We start from the raw sequence: 21,742 nt of genomic DNA on the forward strand, positions 1-21,742 counted from the left end.
CAGCTGTGGTCATCAGCATGATGGCGCCGCTGCCTCCTCGTCGCCAGTCAGGTCCAGCGTCCACGCAGCATCCAACAACCGTGCCAACACCGCCTCGGTAGGGGTCGCACCAACTGCATCATCATACCCCAGCGTCCAGATGGCAGGCGCCCACTGCAGATGTCGCTGGCAGGTGCGCGCCAAGGCGGCGCAGGCCGCCGCCAGCGCCGGGTCGGGGCCCTCAACATGGGAAGCGGGCGCAGACAAAGCCACCGCGATGGGCGCAAAGCCGGCCCGGCGCAAGTGCTTGAGGCTGCGGTAGCCATCGACGAGAGCGGCCGGTTCGGCACGCAGCGCCACCAGCGGATGTCCTCCCGCCGCTGGCCACCACGCGGCCACCGCCGCCGCCGGCGCGTGCCACAACCAGACATCGGCCAGCTCGGCATCTTCGCCCCACCGCTCGGGCGCACCCTCAATCACCCGGCTGTCCAGCCCCCAGTCGGCGTATCCGCGCCGCAGCCACCACAGCAGTTCGAGCGCGGCATCGGTGCGCTCGCTGGCCACCACCGCCAACACGCGCAGCGGCGCGCGCCAATGCCATGCACACAGGCCAGCCGCTTGGTCGCGAATCGGCTCAAGCATGGGCGCCCTCCGGCTGCCACCCCGACGCCATCGGGTCGGCAAAGAAGAAGGGCAATTCGGCGCTGCTGGGCTCGAACGCGGACTTGCCGCGTCCGCCGCCCATCGACAGGCGCACCAGGGTCGCGGCATCCGGGCGTTGCCAGTCCTCGGGTACGCGCTGCCCAGTGCTGAGCCCGCGCACCACCACCTGGTGACGGATCAGCGTGTCCACTGCCGGCCCCAGCTTGGCCGCCTCGTCCACCTTGGACAAGATCACGCCGTGCAGCGGCGTGCCGCGGTACGCAGCAAAGACATCGTCGAGTGTGTCGCCGTGGCTGCCGGCGTTGACCACCAACAATTTTTTGATCGGCGCAGCATCCAGCAACGCCATCATTTCCTGGATGCGCGGGTCTTTCTGTCCGAGACCAGCGGTGTCGATGATCACCATGCGCTTGTTGGCCAGCAGCTCCAGCAAATCCTGCAGCGCGGCGCGGTCGTGCGCCAGGTGCGCCACCACCCCCAACATGCGGCCATAGGCGCGCAGCTGCTCATAACCGGCCACGCGGTAGGTGTCGAGCGTGATCAGGCCCACACTGTTGGCGCCATAGGTCTTGACACACTGCGCCGCCAGCTTGGCCGCAGTGGTGGTTTTGCCCACGCCGGTGGAGCCGATCAGCGCAAAGACGCCACCCTCGTCGCACAACAGGCCGGGCTCGCGCGCCACGCGCAGGTTGCGCGTGAGCACCTCCAGCGTCCAACGCCACGCCTCGGCAGCGCCTAGATGCGCCGGCAGCCGCTCCAACACCGCGCGTGCCACCGTGGGCGAGTAGCCCGCTCGCACGAATTTGTGCATCAGCTGCGACTGGATGGGGTTCAGCCGCGACTGTCCCAGCCAAGCCAGGGTCTGGAAGCGCTCCTCCATCAGCGCCTTGAGCGCGTCGAGCTGTTGGGCCAAGGCCGCAGCCTGTGCCTCGGCCGTGCCCGACGGCGCGCTGCCGGGCGCCGGGGCGGCCGGGCGCGCCGTGGCGCGCGTCGTCCCTGCAGCGGTCTGCGTGCCCACAGCGGGAGCCGGTCGCACGGCCGCACGCGCAGCACTGCGCGCTGCGGCTTCGGCCGCAAACGGCAAGGCCATCGCGTCGGCGCCATCGGGACGCGCCGCCACGTCACGGGGCGCCGCTGGCGCCGCAGCGCTCATACCCGCCTGCATGGCTTCGCGGCGCTTGCGCAACATGCGCTCGCGCACGTATTCCTGAAACGACAGCGTGCTCATCGCCAGCGTCTCGGTGTCTTGCGCCACGCTGCTGTCGGGCGACACTGGCGGCAACTGGGCGGCGGCGCGTTGCTGCAGCCCACGCGCAGCCCGCTCGCTGCGGCCCGAGGGAGGCGTTGGCAACGCGCTGCGCACCGCTGCACTCGGCGCCGCCGGGGTGGCGAGCGCGGCCAGCTGCTCTTCGGAGGTAGCCACCACTTCGAACCCCTGCTCGGTGGAGCGAGACGAGAGAATGACGGCCTGCTCGCCAAAGGCGGCGCGCGCCAGCGCCATGGCCTCACGCGAGTTCGGGGCGACGAAACGTTGCGCGTTCATGCGGGCTCTCCAATGATCGGGCCGATGCGGATGGTGTGGGTGTCAGGAATCTCGCTGTGCGCCAGCACCTGCAGGCGCGGCGCGGCGCGTCTGAGCAGACGCGCCACCGCTTGACGGATGGCGTCGGGCACCAGCAGCACGGCCGGCACGCCACTTTCCTCCTGACGGGAGGCCACCTGCGCCGCCGACTGTGTGAGCATGTCGGCGATGCCGGGGTCCAGCGCACCACCCCCCTGGCCGCTCAGGGCCTGGGTCAACAGTCGCTCCAGCCCCGGCTCGATGGCGATGACTTCCAGCTCCTGCACCGGGCCGTAGATTTGCTGCACGATGGCCGGCGCCAAGGCTTGGCGTACCCGGCGCGCCAACTCCACCGGATCGGTGGTCTGCGGCGCATGCTCGGCCAGCGTCTCGACGATGGTGCGGATGTCACGGATGTGCACGCCTTCCTCCAGCAGCAGTTGCAGCACTTTCTGGAACACGCCAATGGACACCGGGCTGGGGATCACCTCGTCGATCAGCTTGGGCGCGATCTTGCGGACGTGCTCGACGAGCTCCTGGACCTCGGTACGGCTGAGCAACCGTGCGGCGTGGACCTGCATCAAGTGTGACAAATGGGTGGCCAGCACGGTCTCGGCATCAACCACGGTATAGCCTGCCATTTGCGCGTTTTCACGCTGGTGCTCGGCGATCCAGGTGGCAGGCAGCCCAAACGCGGGGTCACGGGTGGCCTGGCCAATCAGCGGTGTGCGCAAGTGCCCCGGGTTGATGGCCAGGAACTGGCCTGGGATCACCTCGCCCTCGCCGACGACGACGCCGCGCAGCGTGATGCGGTAGCTGGTCGGCTTGAGCTCCAGGTTGTCGCGCACATGCACGGGGGGCGGCAAAAAGCCCACCTCCTGTGCGAACTTCTTGCGCACGCCCTTGATGCGGGTGAGCAAGTCGCCACGGCGCGTGCGATCGACCAGGGCAATCAGCCGATAGCCCAACTCCAGGCCGAGCAGGTCCACCGGCTGCAGGTCATCCCAGCTCGCTTCGGTCTCGGCGGGCGCCTGCGCCGCTTGCTGCGCCGCCAGCTCCTGCGGCGAGGGCTTGGCGCGCTCACGCGCCAGCCAGTAGGCGATCGAGCCAATCAACACGGCAAAGGTCAGGAACACCAGGTTGGGCATGCCGGGAATCAGACCCAACAGGGTCAGCACGCCAGCCGTCACCCCCAGCACCTTCGGCGAGTCGAACACCTGAGCCACGATTTGCTGGCCCAGATCCTCCTCCTTGCCCACACGCGACACCACCATCGCGGCCGCCACCGAAATCAACAGCCCCGGCACCTGCGCCACCAGCGCATCGCCCACCGACAGCGTGATGTAACTGTGCGCCGCCTGCTCCAGGGTCAAATCGTGCTGCAGCAGCCCGATGGCGAAGCCGCCGATGATGTTGATCAGCAAAATCAAGATGCCAGCGATGGCGTCCCCGCGCACGAACTTGGAAGCACCGTCCATATTGCCGAAGAAGTCGGCTTCCTCGGCCACCTCGGCGCGGCGGCGCTTGGCCTCAGCCTGATCGATCAGACCGGCATTGAGGTCGGCGTCGATGGCCATTTGCTTGCCGGGCATGGCATCCAGCGTGAAGCGTGCCCCCACCTCGGCGATACGCTCGGCGCCTTTGGTGATGACGACGAAGTTGATCACCACCAGGATCAGGAACACGATCAGGCCGACGGCGAAATTGCCGCCGATGAGGAAGGTGCCGAAGGCCTCGATCACGGCACCCGCTGCACCGGGGCCCGTGTGCCCTTCCATCAATACCACGCGGGTGGAGGCGACGTTGAGTGACAAGCGCAGCAAGGTCGTCAACAACAGCACGGTGGGAAAAACCGCGAAGTCCAGCGCGCGCCGCATGTAGGCGGCCACCATCATCACCGTCAACGCAATGGCAATGTTGAGGGTGAAGAAGGTGTCGAGCAACCACGGTGGCAGCGGCAGCACCAACATCGCCAACACCAGCATCACCAGCGCTGGCGCGGCCAGCGCCTGGCCGTGACCGCGCAGCAGGCTCAAGCGCTGTTGAAAGGATTGCAAGACGGCGTTCATGGCTGCAGTTCACTCACGACATCACGGGTGCGCGGTGCGCCCATGCAAGGGGTCGAGCTCGGGCGGCACACTGGGCTGCGGCGGTGTGGGCATCGGCCCCTGCCCGCGCAGCGCAGCGCGCAACCGGTACACATAGGCCAGCACCTGCGCCACCGCGGTGTACAGCGCCACCGGCACCGGCTCGTCGAGCTCGGTGTGGGCATACAGCGCGCGCGCCAGCATCGGCGCCTGCAACACCGGCACCTGCGCCTCGCGCGCCGTGTCACGGATGCGCAGCGCCAGCAGATCCGCCCCCTTGGCGATGACGTGTGGCGCGGTCATGGTGCGCTCGTCGTAGCGCAACGCCACCGCGTAGTGGGTCGGGTTCATCACCACCACGTCCGCCTCGGGTACACGGCGAATGCTCTGACCGTACGCGATCTCGCGCGCGCGCTGGCGGCGCTTGCTCTTGACCAGGGGGTTGCCCTCGGTTTCCTTGTGCTCGTCCTTGACTTCTTGCAGCGACATGCGCAGCCGGTGCCGGTACAGGTACTGCTGCAGCGGCACGTCCACCGCCGCCACCAGCAGCACCACCGCCAGCAGCGACGCCACCCCCAAAAACAACCAGTCGCCGGCCTGAGCAAGGGCGGCGTCCAGCGGGCGTAGCAACAGGGCGGCAAAGCCATTCATGTGCGAGGCCACATACAGCGCGCCGATGACGGCCAGCAAGGCCGTGATGGCCAACAACTTGAGCACCTCGAACAACTGCTGGCGCGAAAACAGGCGCTTGAGCCCGCTGAGCAGACCGACCTTGGACCATTCGGGCATCAAGGGCTTGGCGCTGAACGCGTAGGACCCGGCGGCCAGCAGGGCCAACACCACCGCCGCCGCCACCGCCAGGCCCAAAGGCAGATAGTAGCCCAACGCCAGCCACAGGCCATCGGCCAGACGCTCCAGCATCAGGCGCGGCTCCTGCACGCTCGGGGCGTCGAAGCGCAGCCCCATGCGCATGACGGCGCGCATGCGCTCATAGGCCAGCGGCAAGGTCACCCACAGCAGGGTCAACCCGACGCCCAGCACCGCCAAGTGGGTCAAGTCGCGCGAGCGCGGTACTTGCCCCTCCTCGCGCGCCTTTTGCAGGCGCCGCGGCGTTGCGGGTTGGCTTTTGTCCTGGGTCGATTCCATGGCGGCTGACGGGTATGCGTCAACCGCATTGTCAGACGCCGCTCGCCGCGTCTAAAGGGGAAATAGCGGGCGATCAACCGCCCAAACCGACATGGATCGTTGCCCCGGTGGCGAGCGGCCCGCGCCGTAGCGCTCAAAAACCCAGGCTGGCGAGCAAATCGTCCACTTGCTGCTGGCTGGTGACGACGTCGTTGCGCCCTTCGGGATTGACTACCGGACCCGAGAGGCTGCGATCGCGCACCGCCGGTGCCTCGGCGGAGGCCGCCGGCGCCGGCGCGGCGACCTCGACCGCCGGCGTATGTCCGGTGTAGGGCGCGGTTTCCACCAGCAGCTGCACCAACTGCTGCTCCAGCGTGCCCGCCAGCGCCACCACCTTTTTGATCACCTGGCCCGTGAGGTCGTGGAAATCCTGGGCCATCATGATTTCGGTCAGGTGATGGTCGGTACGCTCAGCCGCCTGCTGGATTTGGCTGGACCACTCCAGCAATTCCGGCATGGCCCACTTCAGCCCCGGCACGCCACCGATCGTTTGCACCAATTGGCGGCTGCTGTCGATGACTTTTTGCTGCTCGGCCTTGGCCTCGTCCACCCGGTTGAGCACCTTCTCGGCGGCTTCGCCGGTCAGGCGGGCAATATACTCCAGGCGACTGCGCGCATCGGGCAGTTCTCCCACGGCGTCTTTGAGCGCCGGCATGTAGCCGAGCGCCTTCAGCGCCTCGTGCAACTCGCGCGTGATCTCGCCCAGGCGTTGATAGATATCGGCCTTCGGGTCTGCGCCCGGCGTCGGCGTCGCGTGGTCGGACATGGACTCCCCCTCGGTCGTGCTCGTGTGGACGGACGCCGCTCAGGCCCAGCCCATCTTGCGGAAGATATTGGTCAACTTCTCTTCCAGCGTCGCCTTGGTGAACGGCTTGACGATATAGCCGGCGGCGCCACCCTGGGCGGCGGCGATGATGTCTTCCTTGCGCGCCTCGGCAGTGACCATCAGCACCGGAATGTGCTTGAGCTTTTCATCCGACTTGATCTGTGTCAGCAGCTCAAAGCCGTTCATATTGGGCATGTTGATGTCGGTGATGACCATGTCGAACCGGCCGTTGCGCAGCTTGTGCAGGGCGGCGGCGCCGTCCTCCGCCTCGTCGGCGTCGGCATGCCCGAGTTCCTTGAGCAGATTGCGAACGATGCGGCGCATCGTGGAGAAATCGTCAACGATCAAAAATCGAATATCGGCCATGGAGTGCTCCAAGCGCAAGGCCTGTAGTTTACGGGTTCGACCGCCCGGCGGGTGCAACGGCAGCGCCATTGGGAGCCGACGCCGGCACCTCGGGGGTGCCCGCATCCGCCGGCGCCGCTTCGAGCGACTGCAGCATGCGCTCTTCGGCCTCGCGCGTCAACACCAAGATACTGATGCGCCGGTTGCGCGGATCGGTGGGATTGTCGGGAAACAACAGGCGTTTGTCGGCCATGCCCACCACGCGTGCCAGCTTGCCCTCCGGCAGGCCGGCCGCCACCAGCTCGCGCCGAGTGGCGTTGGCGCGGTCGGCCGACAACTCCCAGTTACTGTACGCGCGCTCGCCCGTCCCATAGGGCGTGGCGTCGGTGTGGCCGGCCAGCTCGACGCGGTTGTCCACTTCGGTGAGAACCTGTGCAATGGCGCGCAGGATATCGCGCATGTGCGGGCGCACCAGCGCGCTGCCCGCATCGAACATCGGCCGGTTCTGCTCATCGACGATCTGGATGTAGAGGCCATCCTGCACCATCTCCATGCGGATCTGATTTTGCAGATCGGCCAGCTGCGGATTGGCCTTCAGGATGCCGTCGAGCTTTTCGCGCAGGGTGGCGATGCGCTGCCGGTCCTGCCGGATCATCTCCGCCCGGGCCAATTGGGCACCGAGCTCGCGCACCTTCTCTTCGATGTCGCCACTGGCCACCTCGCCGACGCTTTTGGTCAAATCGTCGCCACCCCCTTGAAGAATACTGGTGGCCCCGCCCGAGCCCGGCCCGCCGAACAACATGACCTTCAGCGGCTGGTTGAAATATTCCGCGATGCCCTTGCGGTCGCCCTCGGTGGTGGAGCCCAGCAGCCACATCAGCAAGAAAAACGCCATCATCGCCGTCACGAAGTCGGCGTAGGCGATCTTCCAGGCACCGCCGTGCGCACCATGCCCGCCTTTTTTGACGCGCTTGATGATGATGGGCTGCAGGGGCTTGCCGTTGGTGGCCATGGCGGTGTCGGGGCGCAGCGCTCAGGCAGGACAAGAAACGGTCATTTTTTCTTGACGTGCGCCTCGAGCTCGTTGAAGGCCGGCCGTTCAGTGGAAAACAGCACCTTGCGCCCGAACTCGATGGCGGTCATCGGCGCGTAGCCCTGCATGCTGGCCAGCAGAACGGTTTTGATGCACTGGAACTCTTTGCTGGCTTCTTCGACCTTTTGCTCCAGCAGGCTGGCCAGCGGCTCGGCGAAGGCGTACGACAACAAGATACCCAGGAACGTGCCCACCAGGGCCGAGCCGATCATGCCACCCAAGACCGCCGGTGGCTGACCCACCGAGCCCATGGTGTTGACCACCCCAAGCACCGCGGCCACGATACCGAAGGCCGGCAGCGCCCCGGCCAGCCGCTGCAACGCCGCCACCGCCGCGTGTTCCTCGGCGTGGTGGGTTTCCAGCTCGGCGTCCATGATCGATTCGATTTCGTGCGCGTTGAGGTTGCCCGAGACCATCAGGCGCAGGTAGTCGGTGATGAACTCCACCGTGTGGTGGTCACTGGCGATGGTGGGGTATTTCTGAAACAGCGGCGAGGCGTCTGGATTTTCGACGTCACCTTCGATCGCCATCAGCCCTTCCTTGCGCGCTTTCTGCAAGATGTCATACAGCAATGCCAGCAGATCCATGAAGCGTGCCTTGGTGTATTTGGAGCCCTTGAAGCACGCCCCCAAGCCCCGGCCCACGCCCTTGAGTACCTTCATCGCATTACCGGCGACGAAGGCCCCGATGGCCGCCCCGAAGATGGTGGTCATCTCGAACGGCAGCGCCTTCAGGATCACCCCGATGTTGCCACCGTGGATGATGAAGACACCAAAGATGCAGGCAATCGCGATGAGCCAGCCGACGATGACGAACATGGAGCGCGGATCCTGTCAGGCAGTCAAGTCATTGTATCGGCAGGGCCAACCCGAACATGACGACGCACCGTTTTACGTGGCGCGACCACGGGCGTCACCAGAGGCGGCCCACCGTGCCAACGGCGCACCCCAGCGGCGCCACAGCCGCCAGGCGCGCCAGCCAAGCAACATGGCCGCCCAGGCGCGCCGGGGGCGATGCAGCAGCAAGGCCACCGTGGCCGCCCCGACGACCCAGGGGTGGGCGCGCACCCAGCGCCAGGCGCGCCGAGCCGACTCGGCCCCATCCCACAGGGGTGCCAGTGCCTGGGCATGCCCCGCCAGGCGTTCACGCAGCACGCTGGAGCGGTGCACCAGCGCCGCCTGCCGCTGGCGCAGCCGCTCACGCAGCGACACGACGGCCAACGCGTGCGCTTCAGGGCTGGCCACGCAAGCGCTCTCCATCGCGCGCCAGTTCCGTCACGCTGGCCTCGAACCAATGCACGCTGCCCAGCGTGCGGCGCGCCAACCACAGCGCCGCCGCGCCACCGCCCAGAAACAGCGTGCTGAAAACCGCCAGCGCCAACAAGCGGTGGCTGTCCCACAGGGCCACCGTGAGCAGCACCGCCAAAAAACCCAGCCCCAGCGCCAGCAGTACGGCCGCGGCGACCGCCCAGGCCAGCGCTTGGGCGACGTCGAGCGCATGCGCGGCAGCTTCCGTGCCCAGCAGGGCCAAGCGCACGCGCAGCAGCTCGACCGCGTCACGCAAGCCGCCGCGCACACCTTGTAGCAGCGACTCCGCAGCGGGCGGCGCCGCCGCGGCGGCGTCGGATGACTCGCGCATGCGGGACATGGCGCGCGACGGCACGGCGCAGCGCGCTCAGCGCCGCCCGATCAGCAAACCCACCAGCAAACCAACGCCGGCCGCCACCCCGATCGCCTTCCAGGGGTGCTCGTGCACGTAGTGGTCGGTGGCCTTGGCCACTTCGCGCGTGCGCTCGCGCAGCGCCGCCTCGGCATCGGCCAAACGGTAGCGCGCATTGCGCAGGTTTTCCTGCAGACGCTCGCGCAGTTCAGCCACCTTTTCACCGGTGGACTGCGCGGTGGCCGCCAACAGCTCCTCGGCGTCGGCCACGACCACCTTCAAATCGGCCACCAGTTTGTCTTTGGGTTGCAGTGTGTTGTCGGTCATGACATCCTCCAAGGTTGATCAACGGAACGCTCGGTCCACTATATCACGCGGGTTGCGGGTTGCGCAGCCGGATGTGCAGCTCACGCAGCTGCTTTTCATCCACCGGGCTGGGCGCATGGGTGAGCAGGCACTGGGCGCGCTGTGTCTTCGGGAAGGCAATCACGTCGCGGATCGATTCGGCCCCGGTCATCAGCGTGACCAGCCGGTCCAACCCGAACGCCAGCCCGCCATGGGGCGGCGCGCCGTACTGCAGCGCATCGAGCAAAAAGCCGAACTTGGCGCGCGCCTCCTCCGGGCCGATGCGCAGCGCCGCAAACACCTTGCTCTGCACGTCGGCGCGGTGGATCCGCACCGAGCCGCCGCCCAGCTCCCAGCCATTGAGCACCATGTCATAGGCCTTGGCCAGGCACGCGCCGGGATTGGTCTCCATCCAGTCTTCGTGGCCGTCCTTGGGCGCGGTGAAGGGGTGGTGCACGGCCACCCAGCGCTGCTCCTCCTCGTCGTACTCGAACATCGGGAAGTCCACCACCCACAGCGGTGCCCAGCGGTCTTCGAAGAGGCCGTGCTTCTTGCCGAACTCGCTGTGGCCGATCTTCACACGCAGCGCCCCGATGGCGTCGTTGACGATTCTGGCCTTGTCGGCACCGAAGAAAATCAGATCCCCGTTTTGCGCGCCCGTGCGCTGCAGGATGGCGTCGAGCGCCGCATCGTGCAGATTTTTGACGATCGGCGACTGCAGACCCTCGCGCCCGGCGGCCACGTCGTTGACCTTGATCCAGGCCAAGCCCTTGGCACCGTAGATTTTGACGAAGTCGGTGTAGGCGTCGATTTCACTGCGCGTGAACGCCCCGCCACCGGGAATGCGCAGCGCCACCACACGGCCGCCGGGCTGGTTGGCCGGGCCGCTGAAGACCTTGAAATCGACGTCCTTCATGACGTCGGTGAGCTCGGTGAACTCGAGCTTGACGCGCAAGTCGGGTTTGTCCGAACCGAAGCGCGCCATCGCCTCGGCATAGGGCATGACCGGAAATTCACCCAGGTCCACGCCGATGGTGTTGGCAAACACCGTCTTGATCATCGCCTGGAACAGGTCGCGGATTTCCTGCTCAGTCAGAAACGACGTCTCGATATCGATCTGGGTGAATTCGGGCTGACGGTCGGCGCGCAGGTCCTCGTCACGGAAGCACTTGGTGATCTGGTAGTAGCGGTCGAAACCGGCCACCATCAGCAGCTGCTTGAACAGCTGCGGCGACTGCGGCAGCGCGTAAAACATGCCGTCGTGCACGCGGCTGGGCACCAGGTAGTCGCGCGCGCCCTCGGGCGTGCTCTTGGTCAGCATCGGGGTTTCGATGTCGATGAACCCATGCGCATCCAGAAACTTGCGTGCCTCCATCGCTACGCGGTAGCGCAGCATCAGGTTCTTTTGCATGTACGGGCGCCGCAGGTCGAGCACCCGGTGCGTCAGGCGCGTGGTCTCGGACAGATGCTCGTCGTCGAGCTGGAACGGCGGCGTCACCGATGGGTTGAGCACGGTGATGTGGTGACACAGCACCTCGACCCGACCGCTGCGGATCGAGGGGTTGACGGTGCCCTCGGGCCGGGCGCGCACCACCCCTTGCACCTGGATGCAGTACTCGTTGCGCAGCCCCTCGGCGGTGGCAAACATCTCGGGCCGGTCGGGGTCGCACACCACCTGCACCGTGCCCTCGCGATCGCGCAGGTCGATGAAGATGACGCCGCCGTGGTCGCGCCGGCGGTTGACCCAGCCACACAAGGTGACGGTCTGCCCGGTGAGGGCTTCGGTGACCAGGCCGCAGTAGGTGGTGCGCATCTGCATGGAAAACTGCCTCATTGGAATACGAAAAAAACGGGGGTCAGGGCGCCTCGGGCGACGCAATGCCGCGCCGCTGCCCGGGCACGATGACCCCCATCGAAATGACGTAGGTGAGCGCCTCGTCGACCGACATGGCCAACGGCACGACGTCGCGCCGGTGCACCATGACGAAGTATCCCCCCGTCGGGTTGGGCGTCGTCGGCACGTACACGCTCAGGTAGTCTTGCGGCGGCAGGTGGCGCGCCACGTCGCCGCCGGGCGCGCCGGTCAGAAAGGCGATCGTCCACATGCCATCGCGCGGCCACTGCACCAGCAGCGCCTGCCGAAAGGCGTTGCCTTTTTCGGACAACAAGGTGTCCGACACCTGCTTGACGCCGGAATAAATCGAGCGCACCACCGGAATGCGCTGTAGCAGCGCGTGCCACCAGCCGATGAGCTGGTTGCCCACATAGTTAGACGCGAAGGCACCGATACCCAGCACGATGGCCAGCGCCAGCAGCACCCCCAGCCCGGGCGGCCGCATGCCCAGCCAGCGCTCCGGCTGCCACGCCTCGGGCAGGATGTTGAGGGTCTGGTCCAGGGTAGAGAGCACCCAGTCCAGCACCCATAGGGTGACGATCAGTGGTGCCAGCACAAGCAGGCCGGCGACGAGCCAGCGCCGCAGGGCCGCCGCGATGCGCGCGCGCTCAATGACAGGCACAGGACGCCCCGCACGGGGTACTCGCGCCACCGCTGTCTTTGGCAGCACTGCTGTCGCTGCCCTTGGCGACGTCGTCGCTCTTGGACGCAGCCGCACCCGCCGCCGCGCCGCCGCCACCGCGGAAGTCGGTCACGTACCACCCGGTGCCCTTGAGCTGAAAACCCGCCGCCGTGACCTGCTTGCGAAAGGTGCCGGCGCCACAGGCCGGGCACACGCTCAGCGGCTCGTCGGACACCTTCTGCAGCACATCCTTGGCGTGGCCGCAGGAATCACACTTGTACGCGTAAATGGGCATGGCAACACCTGCTCGACGTAAATGGTTGAACGATGCCAACGCTCTGAAAAGCTGATGATTATAGGATGAGGGCGGGCGGCATCGCTTTCAAGAGACGCCGCTTTCGGCCGCGCCAGTGCCGCTCGTCAAGGCGACTCGAACGGGGGCTGACCTACCACAGCCGCAGACGCAGCCACCACTGCATGGCCATCAACCCGGCCACGAAGCCGAACAGCACATAGATCACCATCATCAGCAGCCGCTGGGTGCGGCGCTGCTCCTGCACCAGCCGGTCGATCTCGGCGCGCAGATCGGTGGGGCGCTGGCGCAAGTAGTCGTGCAACAGACGCGGCAGCTCGGGAATGAGCTTGGCGTAATGCGGCGCTTCGGCCTTGAGCTGGTTCCAGAAGCGTTTGGGGCCCACCTGCTCCACCATCCAGCGCTCCAGAAACGGCTTGGCGGTGCTCCACAGATCCAGGTCGGGGTCGAGCTCGCGCCCCAGCCCCTCGATGTTGAGCAGGGTTTTTTGCAGCAGCACGAGCTGCGGCTGGATTTCGACGTTGAAGCGACGCGAGGTTTGAAACAGACGCATCAGCACCACGCCCAGCGAGATCTCTTTCAGCGGCCGGTCGAAATACGGCTCGCACACCGCGCGGATGGCCGCCTCCAGCTCATCGACACGGGTCTGGCGCGGCACCCAGCCAGACTCGATGTGCAGCTCGGCCACGCGCTTGTAGTCGCGCCGGAAGAAGGCCGTGAAATTTTGCGCCAGATATTCCTTGTCGGTCTCGGTGAGGGTGCCGACGATGCCGAAGTCCAGCGAGATATAGCGCCCGAAGGTCTGCGGCTCCAAGCTGACCTGGATGTTGCCCGGGTGCATGTCGGCGTGAAAGAAGCCGTCGCGAAACACCTGGGTGAAAAAAATCGTCACGCCATCGCGTGCCAGCTGCTTGATATCGACGCCCGCATCGCGCAGACGCTGCACCTGGTTGATCGGCACACCGTGCATGCGCTGCATCACCAGCACATCGCTGCGGCAGTACTCCCAGATCATCTCGGGGATCAGCACCAAGTCCAGCCCGGCCATGTTGCGCCGCAGCTGCGCCGCGTTGGCCGCCTCGCGCATCAGGTCCAGCTCGTCGTGCAGATATTTGTCGAACTCCGCCACCACCTCGCGCGGTTTCAGGCGCCGGCCGTCGCGCGACACGCGTTCCACCCAGGCGGCCATGGTGCGCATCAGGGCCAAATCTTTTTCGATGACGGGCAGCATGTTGGGCCGCAGCACCTTCACCGCCACCTCGCGCCCGTCGCGCAGCACGGCGAAATGCACCTGGGCGATGGAGGCGCTGGCCACCGGCTCGCGCTCGAAGTGGGCAAACACTGCCTCCAGCGGCTGGCCGAAGGCCCGTTCGATGGTGGCCACCGCCACCTCGGACGGAAACGGCGGCACGCGGTCTTGCAGAAGCGCCAATTCGTCGGCGATGTCGGGCGGCAGCAGATCACGCCGCGTGGAGAGCACCTGCCCGAATTTGACGAAGATCGGCCCCAGCCGCTCGAGCGCCTGGCGCAAGCGCTGCCCGCGCGGCGCCGACAAATCGCGTCCGAAGGTGAGTAAACGACGCAGGGCCGCGAGCACTGGGTGCTCGAAGTGCGACAGCACCAGCTCATCCAGGCCGTAGCGCAGCACGACCCAGGCGATGACCCAGCCGCGCAGCCACTGCCTCATGGTGCCGCCCCAGCGGCAGCGTCGGTGCCAGCCCCTGGGCGCCGGCGCGCCGCCCAAGCCGCAGCACGTTCGCCAGCCGTAGCCAACACCGGCGCCACTGTACGGCGCAGGGCCAGCGCCAACGCTCGCGCTTGCTGCACCAGGGCGTGCGCCAGCGCGTCGCCGAGCAGGCGCGCCAGGTCGTCTTCGATATCCCAGCGCACGTTGTCCACCAGCCACGCCACTTCGGCCGCCAGCTGCACGTCGCCCTCGATCGCGACCTTCGGGCGTTCACCGGCGACCAAGCGTTGCAGCAAGGCCAGCGGCACGGGCTCGTCGATGGTCAGCGTCAAATCCGCCGGACGCGCCGAATCTCTTTCCGCCCCGGCGTCGAGCTGCAGCAAACCCGCCGGACTCAGGCGCACCGGCCACTGCAGCGCCGGCAAGGCCAACGGCCCCAGCGCCCCAGGCACCACGCGCACCTGCACCACTTTGCCTGCATGGCGACGCAGGCGCTCCATGGCGGCGGGTTCCTGCTGCAGCACGTGGTTGAGCAGCAGCACCACCCGGTTGCGCAGTTCATCCTGTAACCACGTCGGCGCCGCCGGCAGGCGCCAGCGCCCGTGTGCGTCGCGGGGGAAAAAAAACGGGGGCTGCTTCATGCCCCCGATTCTGCCGGAATTGACCGCGGCCCTGCGACCAGTGCGGCCGCGCTCACTGCAGCGCCTGCACGCCGGCCACCAGCCAGCCCGTGCGCCCCTGCTTCGGGCGGGTGATATTCCAGACTTCGCGAAATGGCGCCGGCCCCTCGGCGGGGTTTTCGCGAATCAGGCCGGAAAACTCGACGCTGGCCATATATTCGTCGCCCAGATCCTCGATACCCAGCAACTGCGCATCCAGCGACACGACCTCGGTGACGTTGGGCGTACCCGCCGAGGCGGCCTCGCGCTCGGCAAGTTGCTGCTCGATCTGAGCCAACATCTCGTCGGTCATCAGGGCACGCAGCGTGGCCACGTCACCCCGATCCCACGCCGCCTGCAGGCGAACGAAATGATCCTTGGAGGCGCGCAAAAAGCCATCGACGTCGAAATCCGCCGGAATGCGCCAACTGGGTGGTCCAGCCAAGGCACTGCCGATCAGGGTACCAGCGCCCGCGGCACCCGGCGCTTCGGCGAATTGGGTGCGCTCCCAGGGCCGGGCCGAGGCGTCGTTGCCAACCTTGGAGGGCTCGTAGCCGCGCGGCGTCAGTGGCGACGCAGCCGCCCCTTGCAGCGCCAGCGGCGCGCGCCGGGCGGCTGCGCGCCCGCGGCGCAACCATGCAAACGCCACCAGCACCAGCGCCGCCAGCAAGACGATGAGCAAGAACTGGGCAAATGCCTCCCCAAAGCCAAGGGCCGAGGCCAGCCACGCTAAGCCCAACCCGGCAGCCAAGCCGCCGAGCATGGCGCCCCAGGGCCGCGCCGGCGCCGCCGCCGGCGCTGGCTGTGCGCCCGGCTGGGCCTGCTGGCCGGGCTGCGGCTGGCGCTGTGCCGGAGCTGGCGCCGGCGGCTGCGGCGCCGGGGCGCTGCGTTGCACCACGTTACTGGATTGTTTACCAATGGAGCCGCCACCACCCAGCCGCTTGGCCCAGGCATCGGCCCCGCCCAGCACCAACGCCGCTGCCAGTACCCACGTTCCCCATGTCGTTGTTTTCATCGTCACCTTTCCGTTCGGACCGCGCGGCCCGTCGTGCGTCATGTCTTGATGCCCACGTGCAACGCCACCACGCCAGCGGTCAGGTTGTGCACATCGACGTGGCCGAAACCGGCTTCGTGCATCATCCCCCGCAGCGTTTCTTGGTCGGGGTGCATCCGAATCGACTCGGCCAGATAGCGATAACTGGCCTCGTCGTTGGCGATCCAGCGACCCAGGCGCGGCAGCACATGAAAGCTGTACCAGTCGTAGGCGGGGCGCAGCGGCGGCGCGACTGTGGAGAATTCGAGCACCAGCAGCTTGCCCCCCACCCTGAGAACCCGATTCATTTCGCGCAGCGCAAGTTCCTTGTGCGTCATATTGCGCAGGCCAAACGCCACGGTTACGCGGTCGAAATGAGCGTCAGCAAAGGGCAGCCGCTCGGCGTCGCACACCACGGTGGGCAAGGCCCAGCCGTGGTCGAGCAGCCGGTCGCGCCCGACGCGCAACATGGTTTCGTTGATGTCGGTGTGCACCACCAGGCCGCCGGGCTGTACTTTGGGCGCCAACGCCAGCGCCAGATCGCCGGTGCCGCCGGCGATGTCGAGCACACGCTGCCCCGGCTGCACATCCGCTACCAGCACGGCGTAGGCCTTCCACCAGCGGTGCAAGCCGGCCGACATCAGGTCGTTCATCAGGTCGTAGCGCGGCGCGACCGAGTCGAACACGGCGCGCACCCGCTGCGCCTTTTCCCGCTCGTCCACGGTCTGAAAACCGAAGTGGGTTTGGCTCATGGGCGCTATCGTAGCCCAAATGCAGGCGCGGCGCGCCCTGCCGCCGCACGCGCATGTCCACTCCACCAGGCGAACCGTGCACAGGGCAGCGGCAGCGCCCCTGCTCGGGTGTCCGTCAATGGTGCGCGCAGCCATGGCCGCCCGGCGCCGGCATGGGCGCGTCGCGGTCCAGCCCCGCCTGCGCCAGCCGCCGCTCGTAGTCGGCCCACAGCTCGTCTTGCCGCGACCCCAGAAAGTACAGGTACTCCCAGGTGAAGATGCCGCTGTCGTGGCCGTCGGAGAACGTGGGCTGCACGGCGTAGTTGCCCACCGGCTCCAGGGCCACGATGTCCACATGGCGCTTGCCGGTTTGCAGCACGGCCTGTCCCGGCCCGTGGCCCTGCACTTCGGCCGAGGGCGAGTACACACGCATCAGCTCGAAGGGAATGCGAAAGTGCGCCCCGTCGCTGAAGCGCACTTCCAGCACGCGCGAGGCCCCGTGCACAGTGATGGCCTCGGGGATGGGAGCAGAGGTCGAGGCAGCCATGGTGGACTCTCCTGAGAAGGGGTGAGGTGGCGGTTGACAGGACGGCGCCCGCACGCGGCGCAGAACCGGCACAGGATCCTCCTTCGACCGCTAGCCCGGTGCGGACAGAGCGGCGACGATGGCGGCGTCGCAGCGCGCCAGCTCGGCATGGACGGCCGCCAGCCGCTCGGGATCGGCGGCGCGCTGCGGCGGCGCCCACACCGGCGCCGGGAAATGAGGGTCCCAATCGAAGCGGGCGATGACGTGCCAGTGCAGGTGCGGCACCAGGTTGCCGAGCGCCGCCAGGTTGACCTTGGTCGGCGCCAGGGTTTGGCGCAGGCAGCGCTCGACGGTGACGACCAGTGCCATGGCACGCGCACGCGCTGCCTCGTCGAGGTCCGACCATTCGGCCACGTGGGCGCTGGCGATGACGCGGTACCACGCCGGCGCACCCGCCACTTCCGCGCCCAGCGCGCGCACCACGCGCCAGGCGCCGTCGCGCCACAGCAGCAGCCCGCCGTCGTCGCGGCACAGCGCACAGGGGGCTGCGGCGGCGCTCATACCAGCACCCGCTCGATGCCACCCGCGTTGGCGCGCGCCACATACTCCGGCAGCCAGTTTTCGCCCAGGATCTGGCGCGCGATCTCGACCACGATATAGTCGGCCTCGAGTAGGCCATTGTCGAGGTCCTCGCCGTAGCGGCTGAGGCCCTGCAGGCAGCTCGGGCACGAGGTCAGGATCTTGGTCTTGCCAGTCGGGGTGGCGGCCCCATTGCGCTCGGCCAGCTCGGCCAACTGGGCGGCGTTTTTGCGCAGCTCGTGTTCCTTGCGATAGCGCACCTGGGTGGAGATGTCGGGTCGGGTGACGCCGAGCGTGCCCGACTCGCCACAGCAGCGGTCGCTGGCCAGCACGGTCTCGCCCACCAGGGCCTTGACGGTCTTGAGCGGGTCCTGCAGCTTCATCGGGCTGTGGCAGGGGTCGTGGTAGAGGTAGGCCTCTTTGCCCTCGAGCCGGACACCCTTCTCGAGCAAAAACTCGTGGATGTCGATGATGCGGCAGCCGGGAAAGATTTCCTCGAAGCGATAGCCCTGCAGCTGGTCGTAGCAGGTGCCACAGCTGACCACCACGGTTTTGATGTCGAGGTAGTTGAGGGTGTTGGCCACGCGGTGAAACAGCACCCGATTGTCGGTAATGATCTTCTCGGCCTTGTCGAACTGGCCCGAGCCGCGTTGCGGGTAGCCACAACACAGATAGCCCGGGGGCAGCACGGTTTGCACGCCGACGTGCCACAGCATGGCCTGGGTGGCCAGGCCGACCTGGCTGAACAGCCGCTCCGAGCCGCAGCCGGGAAAGTAAAACACCGCCTCGGCATCGGCGCTGGTGCGCTGAGGGTCGCGAATGATGGGTACGTAGGCCTTGTCCTCGATGTCCAGCAGCGCGCGCGCGGTCTTCTTGGGCAAGCCGCCCGGCATCTTCTTGTTGATGAAGTGGATGACCTGCTCGCGCACCGGCGCCGGGCCCACCGTCGCCGGCGGGGCTGCCGTCTGGCGGCGGGCCGCGCGTTTGAGCACCTCGTTGGCCAGGCGCTGCACCTTGAAGCCCACGTCCACCATCAGCGTGCGCATCAGCTTGATGGTTTCGGGCTGGGTGGCGTTGAGGAAGGCCATGGCCAGCGCGTTGCCGGGCCGCCACGATTTCTGCCCCATCTTGCGCAGCAGGTTGCGCATGTTCATCGACACGTCGCCGAAGTCGATCTTGACCGGACAGGGCGACAGGCATTTGTGGCAGACGGTGCAGTGGTCGGCCACGTCCTCGAACTCCTGCCAGTGCTGGATCGAGACGCCACGGCGCGTCTGCTCCTCGTACAGGAAGGCTTCGATCAAGAGGCTGGTGGCCAGGATCTTGTTGCGCGGGCTGTACAGCAGGTTGGCGCGCGGCACGTGGGTGCTGCACACCGGCTTGCATTTGCCGCAGCGCAGACAGTCTTTGATGCTGTCGGCGATGGCCCCGATGTCGCTTTGCTGCATGATGAGCGACTCGTGCGCCATCAGCCCGAAGCTGGGCGTGTAGGCGTCGCGCAGGTCGGCGGCACGCACGTCGGGCGCATCGGGCGTGCGCAGCAACTTGCCGCGGTTGAAGTGGCCCTGCGGGTCGATGCGGCGCTTGTACGCGGCAAACGGCGCCAGCTCCTCGTCGGTGAGGTATTCCAGCTTGGTGATGCCGATGCCGTGTTCACCCGAGATGACCCCGCCCAGGCTGCGCGCCAGTGCCATGATGCGATCCACCGCCTCGTGTGCGGTGCGCAGCATGTCGTAGTCGTCGCTGTTGACGGGGATGTTGGTGTGGACGTTGCCGTCGCCGGCGTGCATGTGCAGCGCCACCCACACCCGCCCCTTGAGCACGCGGCGGTGGATGGCGTCGCACTCGGCCAGCACAGGGGCGAAGACGGCGCCGGTGAACAGGTCGCGCAGCGGTTGGCGGATCTGGCGCTTCCAGCTGGCACGCCAGGTGTGGTCTTGCAGCAGCTCGAAGACCGTGCGCCCCCCTTCGCCCGGGGCGTCGAGCCCCTGCAGCCAACCCAGCCACTGCGCGCGCGCTGCACGCACCACCTCCAGCGCTTGCGCGCAGCGCTCGGCCAGCAGCTCGGCGCTGGGACTGTCGGCGGGGTCTTCGGCTTTGCCCAGCGGCAGCGCGCCGCGGGCAAAGAAGCACTCCAACTCGTCGCACAGGCGAATCTTGTTGCGCAGGCTCAGCTCGATGTTGATGCGCTCCACCCCGAGCGTGTACTCGCCCATGCGCTCCAGCGGAATCACCACGTCTTCGTTGATCTTGAAGGCGTTGGTGTGGCGGCTGATGGCCGCGGTGCGCTTGCGGTCGGCCCAAAACTTTTTGCGCGCCTCGGCGCTGACGGCCACGAACCCTTCGCCCGAGCGCGCATTGGCCAGCCGCACCACTTCGCTGGCGGCCCGCGCCACGGCGTCCGCATCGTCACCGACGATGTCGCCGATCAGCACCATCTTGGGCAGCGTGCCGCGTTTGCTCTTGGTGCTGTAGCCCACCGCCTTCAGATAACGGTCGTCCAGATGCTCCAGGCCGGCCAGCAGTGTGCCGCTGCGCTTTTGCTCGGCAAACAGATAGTCCTTGATCTCGACGATGGCCGGCACCGCATCCTTCGGGTTACCGAAAAACTCCAGGCAAACGGTGCGCGTGTGCGCAGGCATCCGGTGCACCACCCAGCGCGCGCTGGTGATGATGCCGTCACAGCCTTCTTTTTGCACGCCGGGCAAGCCGCTCAAAAATTTGTCGGTGACATCCTTGCCCAACCCGGCCTTGCGAAAGGCCTGCCCCGGGATGTCGAGCCGCTCGGTGCGCAGCAGCGTCGTGCCGTCGGCGGCGAAGTAACGCAGCTCGAACTGCGCCAGCTCGGCGTCGTGAATCTTGCCCAGGTTGTGGCCGATGCGGAGCACCTCCAGCCACTGGGCGTCGGGCGTGACCATGCGCCAGCTGGCCAGATTGTCCAGCGCCGTGCCCCACAGCACCGCCTTTTTGCCACCGGCGTTCATGGCGATGTTGCCGCCGATGCACGACGCCTCGGCCGAGGTCGGATCGACCGCGAAGACGTAGCCGGCGCGCTCGGCAGCGTCGGCCACGCGCTGCGTGACCACGCCGGCCTCGGTCCAGATGGTGGGCACCGGTTGCTCAAGCCCCGGCAGCGCCACGTGCTCGACTTCGGTCATCGCCTCCAGCTTTTCGGTGTTGATGACCGCGCTCTTCCAGGTCAGCGGCACGGCGCCACCGGTGTAGCCGGTGCCGCCGCCGCGCGGGATGATGGTCAGCCCCAATTCGATGCAGCCTTGCACCAGGCCGGCGATCTCGGCCTCGCTGTCGGGCGTCAACACGACGAAGGGATATTCGACGCGCCAGTCGGTGGCGTCCGTGACGTGGCTGACGCGGCTCAAGCCATCGAACTTGATGTTGTCCTTGTGTGTGTGGCGCCGCAACACCTTGAGCGCACGCTGCCGCAGCGCTGCCATTTCATCGAAGGCATCGGCAAACGCCTGCACGGCGCGCCGCGCGTGCTCCAGCAGCTCGCCGACCAGATGGTCGCGCTGCGGGTCTTCCTGGGGCCGGCGGCGTCTTTCGATTTCGGACAGACGGTGGTGCAGCGCTCCGATCAGCGCCGCGCGTCGCTTGGGGTTGGCCAACAGATCGTCTTGCAAGTAAGGGTTGCGCTGCACCACCCAGATGTCGCCCAATACCTCGTAGAGCATACGCGCGGAGCGCCCCGTGGCGCGTTCGCTGCGCAGCCGCTGCAACACGTCCCAGGCGCGTGCGCCCAGCAGACGCAACACGATCTCACGATCGGAAAACGACGTGTAGTTGTACGGAATCTCGCGCAGGCGCGGCGCCTCGGGCGCCGCTTCGAGCAGATGCTGGACGGGGGTGGGTGCGTTCATGAGACGGAACCAGGGCGTCGCCGCAGCGACCGACAAACCGGGCCGTCGATGTTAGCGCAGCGCAAGAGGCCGACCCG

Annotated in this window: 21 protein-coding genes; all 21 read right to left on the bottom strand. The window is 67.2% G+C overall.

Going from position 1 to position 21,742, the window contains the following annotated elements:
- Nucleotides 1-12: 12 nt before the first annotated feature.
- The 21 genes from Tchar_RS05800 to Tchar_RS05900 all read right to left on the bottom strand — a co-directional run bounded on the left by Tchar_RS05800 (nucleotide 13) and on the right by Tchar_RS05900 (nucleotide 21,665).
- Nucleotides 13-621, bottom strand: coding sequence for a hypothetical protein (locus tag Tchar_RS05800; RefSeq protein WP_144328120.1), 609 nt, complete (start codon nucleotides 619-621; stop codon nucleotides 13-15).
- Nucleotides 614-2,185, bottom strand: coding sequence for a flagellar biosynthesis protein FlhF (gene flhF, locus Tchar_RS05805; RefSeq protein ID WP_144328121.1), 1,572 nt, complete (start codon nucleotides 2,183-2,185; stop codon nucleotides 614-616). The genes Tchar_RS05800 and flhF overlap by 8 nt, the downstream gene beginning before the upstream one ends.
- On the bottom strand, nucleotides 2,182-4,272 hold the full coding sequence (flhA, locus tag Tchar_RS05810; RefSeq protein ID WP_144328122.1) for a flagellar biosynthesis protein FlhA: 2,091 nt from the start codon (nucleotides 4,270-4,272) through the stop codon (nucleotides 2,182-2,184). Before flhA ends, flhF begins: the two co-directional genes overlap by 4 nt.
- A 21-nt stretch (nucleotides 4,273-4,293) precedes the next feature.
- Complete coding sequence (locus Tchar_RS05815; RefSeq protein ID WP_144328123.1) at nucleotides 4,294-5,436, bottom strand: EscU/YscU/HrcU family type III secretion system export apparatus switch protein; 1,143 nt, start codon at nucleotides 5,434-5,436, stop codon at nucleotides 4,294-4,296.
- A gap of 133 nt (nucleotides 5,437-5,569) precedes the next feature.
- Entirely contained in the window at nucleotides 5,570-6,241 is a 672-nt protein-coding gene (locus tag Tchar_RS05820) for a protein phosphatase CheZ (protein ID WP_144328124.1), read from the bottom strand.
- Between the two features lie 39 nt (nucleotides 6,242-6,280).
- A complete protein-coding gene (cheY, locus tag Tchar_RS05825; RefSeq protein WP_144328125.1) occupies nucleotides 6,281-6,667 on the bottom strand; it encodes a chemotaxis response regulator CheY in 387 nt (128 codons plus the stop codon).
- 28 nt (nucleotides 6,668-6,695) lie between these two features.
- The gene (gene motB / locus Tchar_RS05830) at nucleotides 6,696-7,658 is read right to left on the bottom strand and encodes a flagellar motor protein MotB (protein WP_144328126.1); all 963 of its coding nucleotides are present in this window, start codon (nucleotides 7,656-7,658) and stop codon (nucleotides 6,696-6,698) included.
- Between the two features lie 41 nt (nucleotides 7,659-7,699).
- Nucleotides 7,700-8,557: a flagellar motor stator protein MotA gene (gene motA / locus Tchar_RS05835; protein WP_144328127.1), complete on the bottom strand. Its 858-nt coding sequence runs from the start codon at nucleotides 8,555-8,557 to the stop codon at nucleotides 7,700-7,702.
- Nucleotides 8,558-8,629: 72 nt separating this feature from the next.
- Nucleotides 8,630-8,983, bottom strand: a complete 354-nt coding sequence (locus Tchar_RS05840) for a YqjK family protein (RefSeq protein WP_161595458.1) — start codon at nucleotides 8,981-8,983, stop codon at nucleotides 8,630-8,632.
- Complete coding sequence (locus Tchar_RS05845) at nucleotides 8,970-9,386, bottom strand: phage holin family protein (protein WP_236640278.1); 417 nt, start codon at nucleotides 9,384-9,386, stop codon at nucleotides 8,970-8,972. The genes Tchar_RS05840 and Tchar_RS05845 overlap by 14 nt, the downstream gene beginning before the upstream one ends.
- Nucleotides 9,387-9,413: 27 nt before the next feature.
- Entirely contained in the window at nucleotides 9,414-9,725 is a 312-nt protein-coding gene (locus Tchar_RS05850) for a DUF883 family protein (protein ID WP_201739311.1), read from the bottom strand.
- Nucleotides 9,726-9,768: 43 nt separating this feature from the next.
- Nucleotides 9,769-11,562, bottom strand: coding sequence for an aspartate--tRNA ligase (gene aspS / locus Tchar_RS05855; protein ID WP_144328131.1), 1,794 nt, complete (start codon nucleotides 11,560-11,562; stop codon nucleotides 9,769-9,771).
- A gap of 37 nt (nucleotides 11,563-11,599) precedes the next feature.
- Nucleotides 11,600-12,259: a DUF502 domain-containing protein gene (locus Tchar_RS05860; protein ID WP_236640280.1), complete on the bottom strand. Its 660-nt coding sequence runs from the start codon at nucleotides 12,257-12,259 to the stop codon at nucleotides 11,600-11,602.
- On the bottom strand, nucleotides 12,246-12,554 hold the full coding sequence (locus tag Tchar_RS05865) for an FmdB family zinc ribbon protein (protein ID WP_144328132.1): 309 nt from the start codon (nucleotides 12,552-12,554) through the stop codon (nucleotides 12,246-12,248). Before Tchar_RS05865 ends, Tchar_RS05860 begins: the two co-directional genes overlap by 14 nt.
- Nucleotides 12,555-12,705: 151 nt before the next feature.
- On the bottom strand, nucleotides 12,706-14,259 hold the full coding sequence (gene ubiB / locus Tchar_RS05870; protein WP_144328133.1) for a ubiquinone biosynthesis regulatory protein kinase UbiB: 1,554 nt from the start codon (nucleotides 14,257-14,259) through the stop codon (nucleotides 12,706-12,708).
- Complete coding sequence (locus Tchar_RS05875; protein WP_144328134.1) at nucleotides 14,256-14,900, bottom strand: SCP2 sterol-binding domain-containing protein; 645 nt, start codon at nucleotides 14,898-14,900, stop codon at nucleotides 14,256-14,258. The genes ubiB and Tchar_RS05875 overlap by 4 nt, the downstream gene beginning before the upstream one ends.
- Before the next feature lie 52 nt (nucleotides 14,901-14,952).
- Nucleotides 14,953-15,933 (bottom strand): Tim44 domain-containing protein, encoded by a 981-nt coding sequence (locus Tchar_RS05880; protein ID WP_144328135.1) that lies wholly within the window; start codon nucleotides 15,931-15,933, stop codon nucleotides 14,953-14,955.
- 38 nt (nucleotides 15,934-15,971) lie between these two features.
- Complete coding sequence (gene ubiE / locus Tchar_RS05885; RefSeq protein ID WP_144328136.1) at nucleotides 15,972-16,703, bottom strand: bifunctional demethylmenaquinone methyltransferase/2-methoxy-6-polyprenyl-1,4-benzoquinol methylase UbiE; 732 nt, start codon at nucleotides 16,701-16,703, stop codon at nucleotides 15,972-15,974.
- A gap of 115 nt (nucleotides 16,704-16,818) precedes the next feature.
- Nucleotides 16,819-17,229, bottom strand: coding sequence for a gamma-butyrobetaine hydroxylase-like domain-containing protein (locus Tchar_RS05890; protein WP_144328137.1), 411 nt, complete (start codon nucleotides 17,227-17,229; stop codon nucleotides 16,819-16,821).
- A 90-nt stretch (nucleotides 17,230-17,319) separates the two neighbouring features.
- Nucleotides 17,320-17,769 carry an HIT family protein gene (locus Tchar_RS05895; protein WP_144328138.1) on the bottom strand — a complete coding sequence of 150 codons (450 nt, stop codon included), beginning with the start codon at nucleotides 17,767-17,769 and terminating at the stop codon, nucleotides 17,320-17,322.
- Nucleotides 17,766-21,665 carry a DUF3683 domain-containing protein gene (locus Tchar_RS05900; RefSeq protein ID WP_144328139.1) on the bottom strand — a complete coding sequence of 1,300 codons (3,900 nt, stop codon included), beginning with the start codon at nucleotides 21,663-21,665 and terminating at the stop codon, nucleotides 17,766-17,768. The genes Tchar_RS05895 and Tchar_RS05900 overlap by 4 nt, the downstream gene beginning before the upstream one ends.
- Between the last annotated feature and the right edge of the window lie 77 nt (nucleotides 21,666-21,742).

It is taken from the genome of Tepidimonas charontis (assembly GCF_007556685.1).
Lineage (GTDB): Bacteria > Pseudomonadota > Gammaproteobacteria > Burkholderiales > Burkholderiaceae_C > Tepidimonas > Tepidimonas charontis.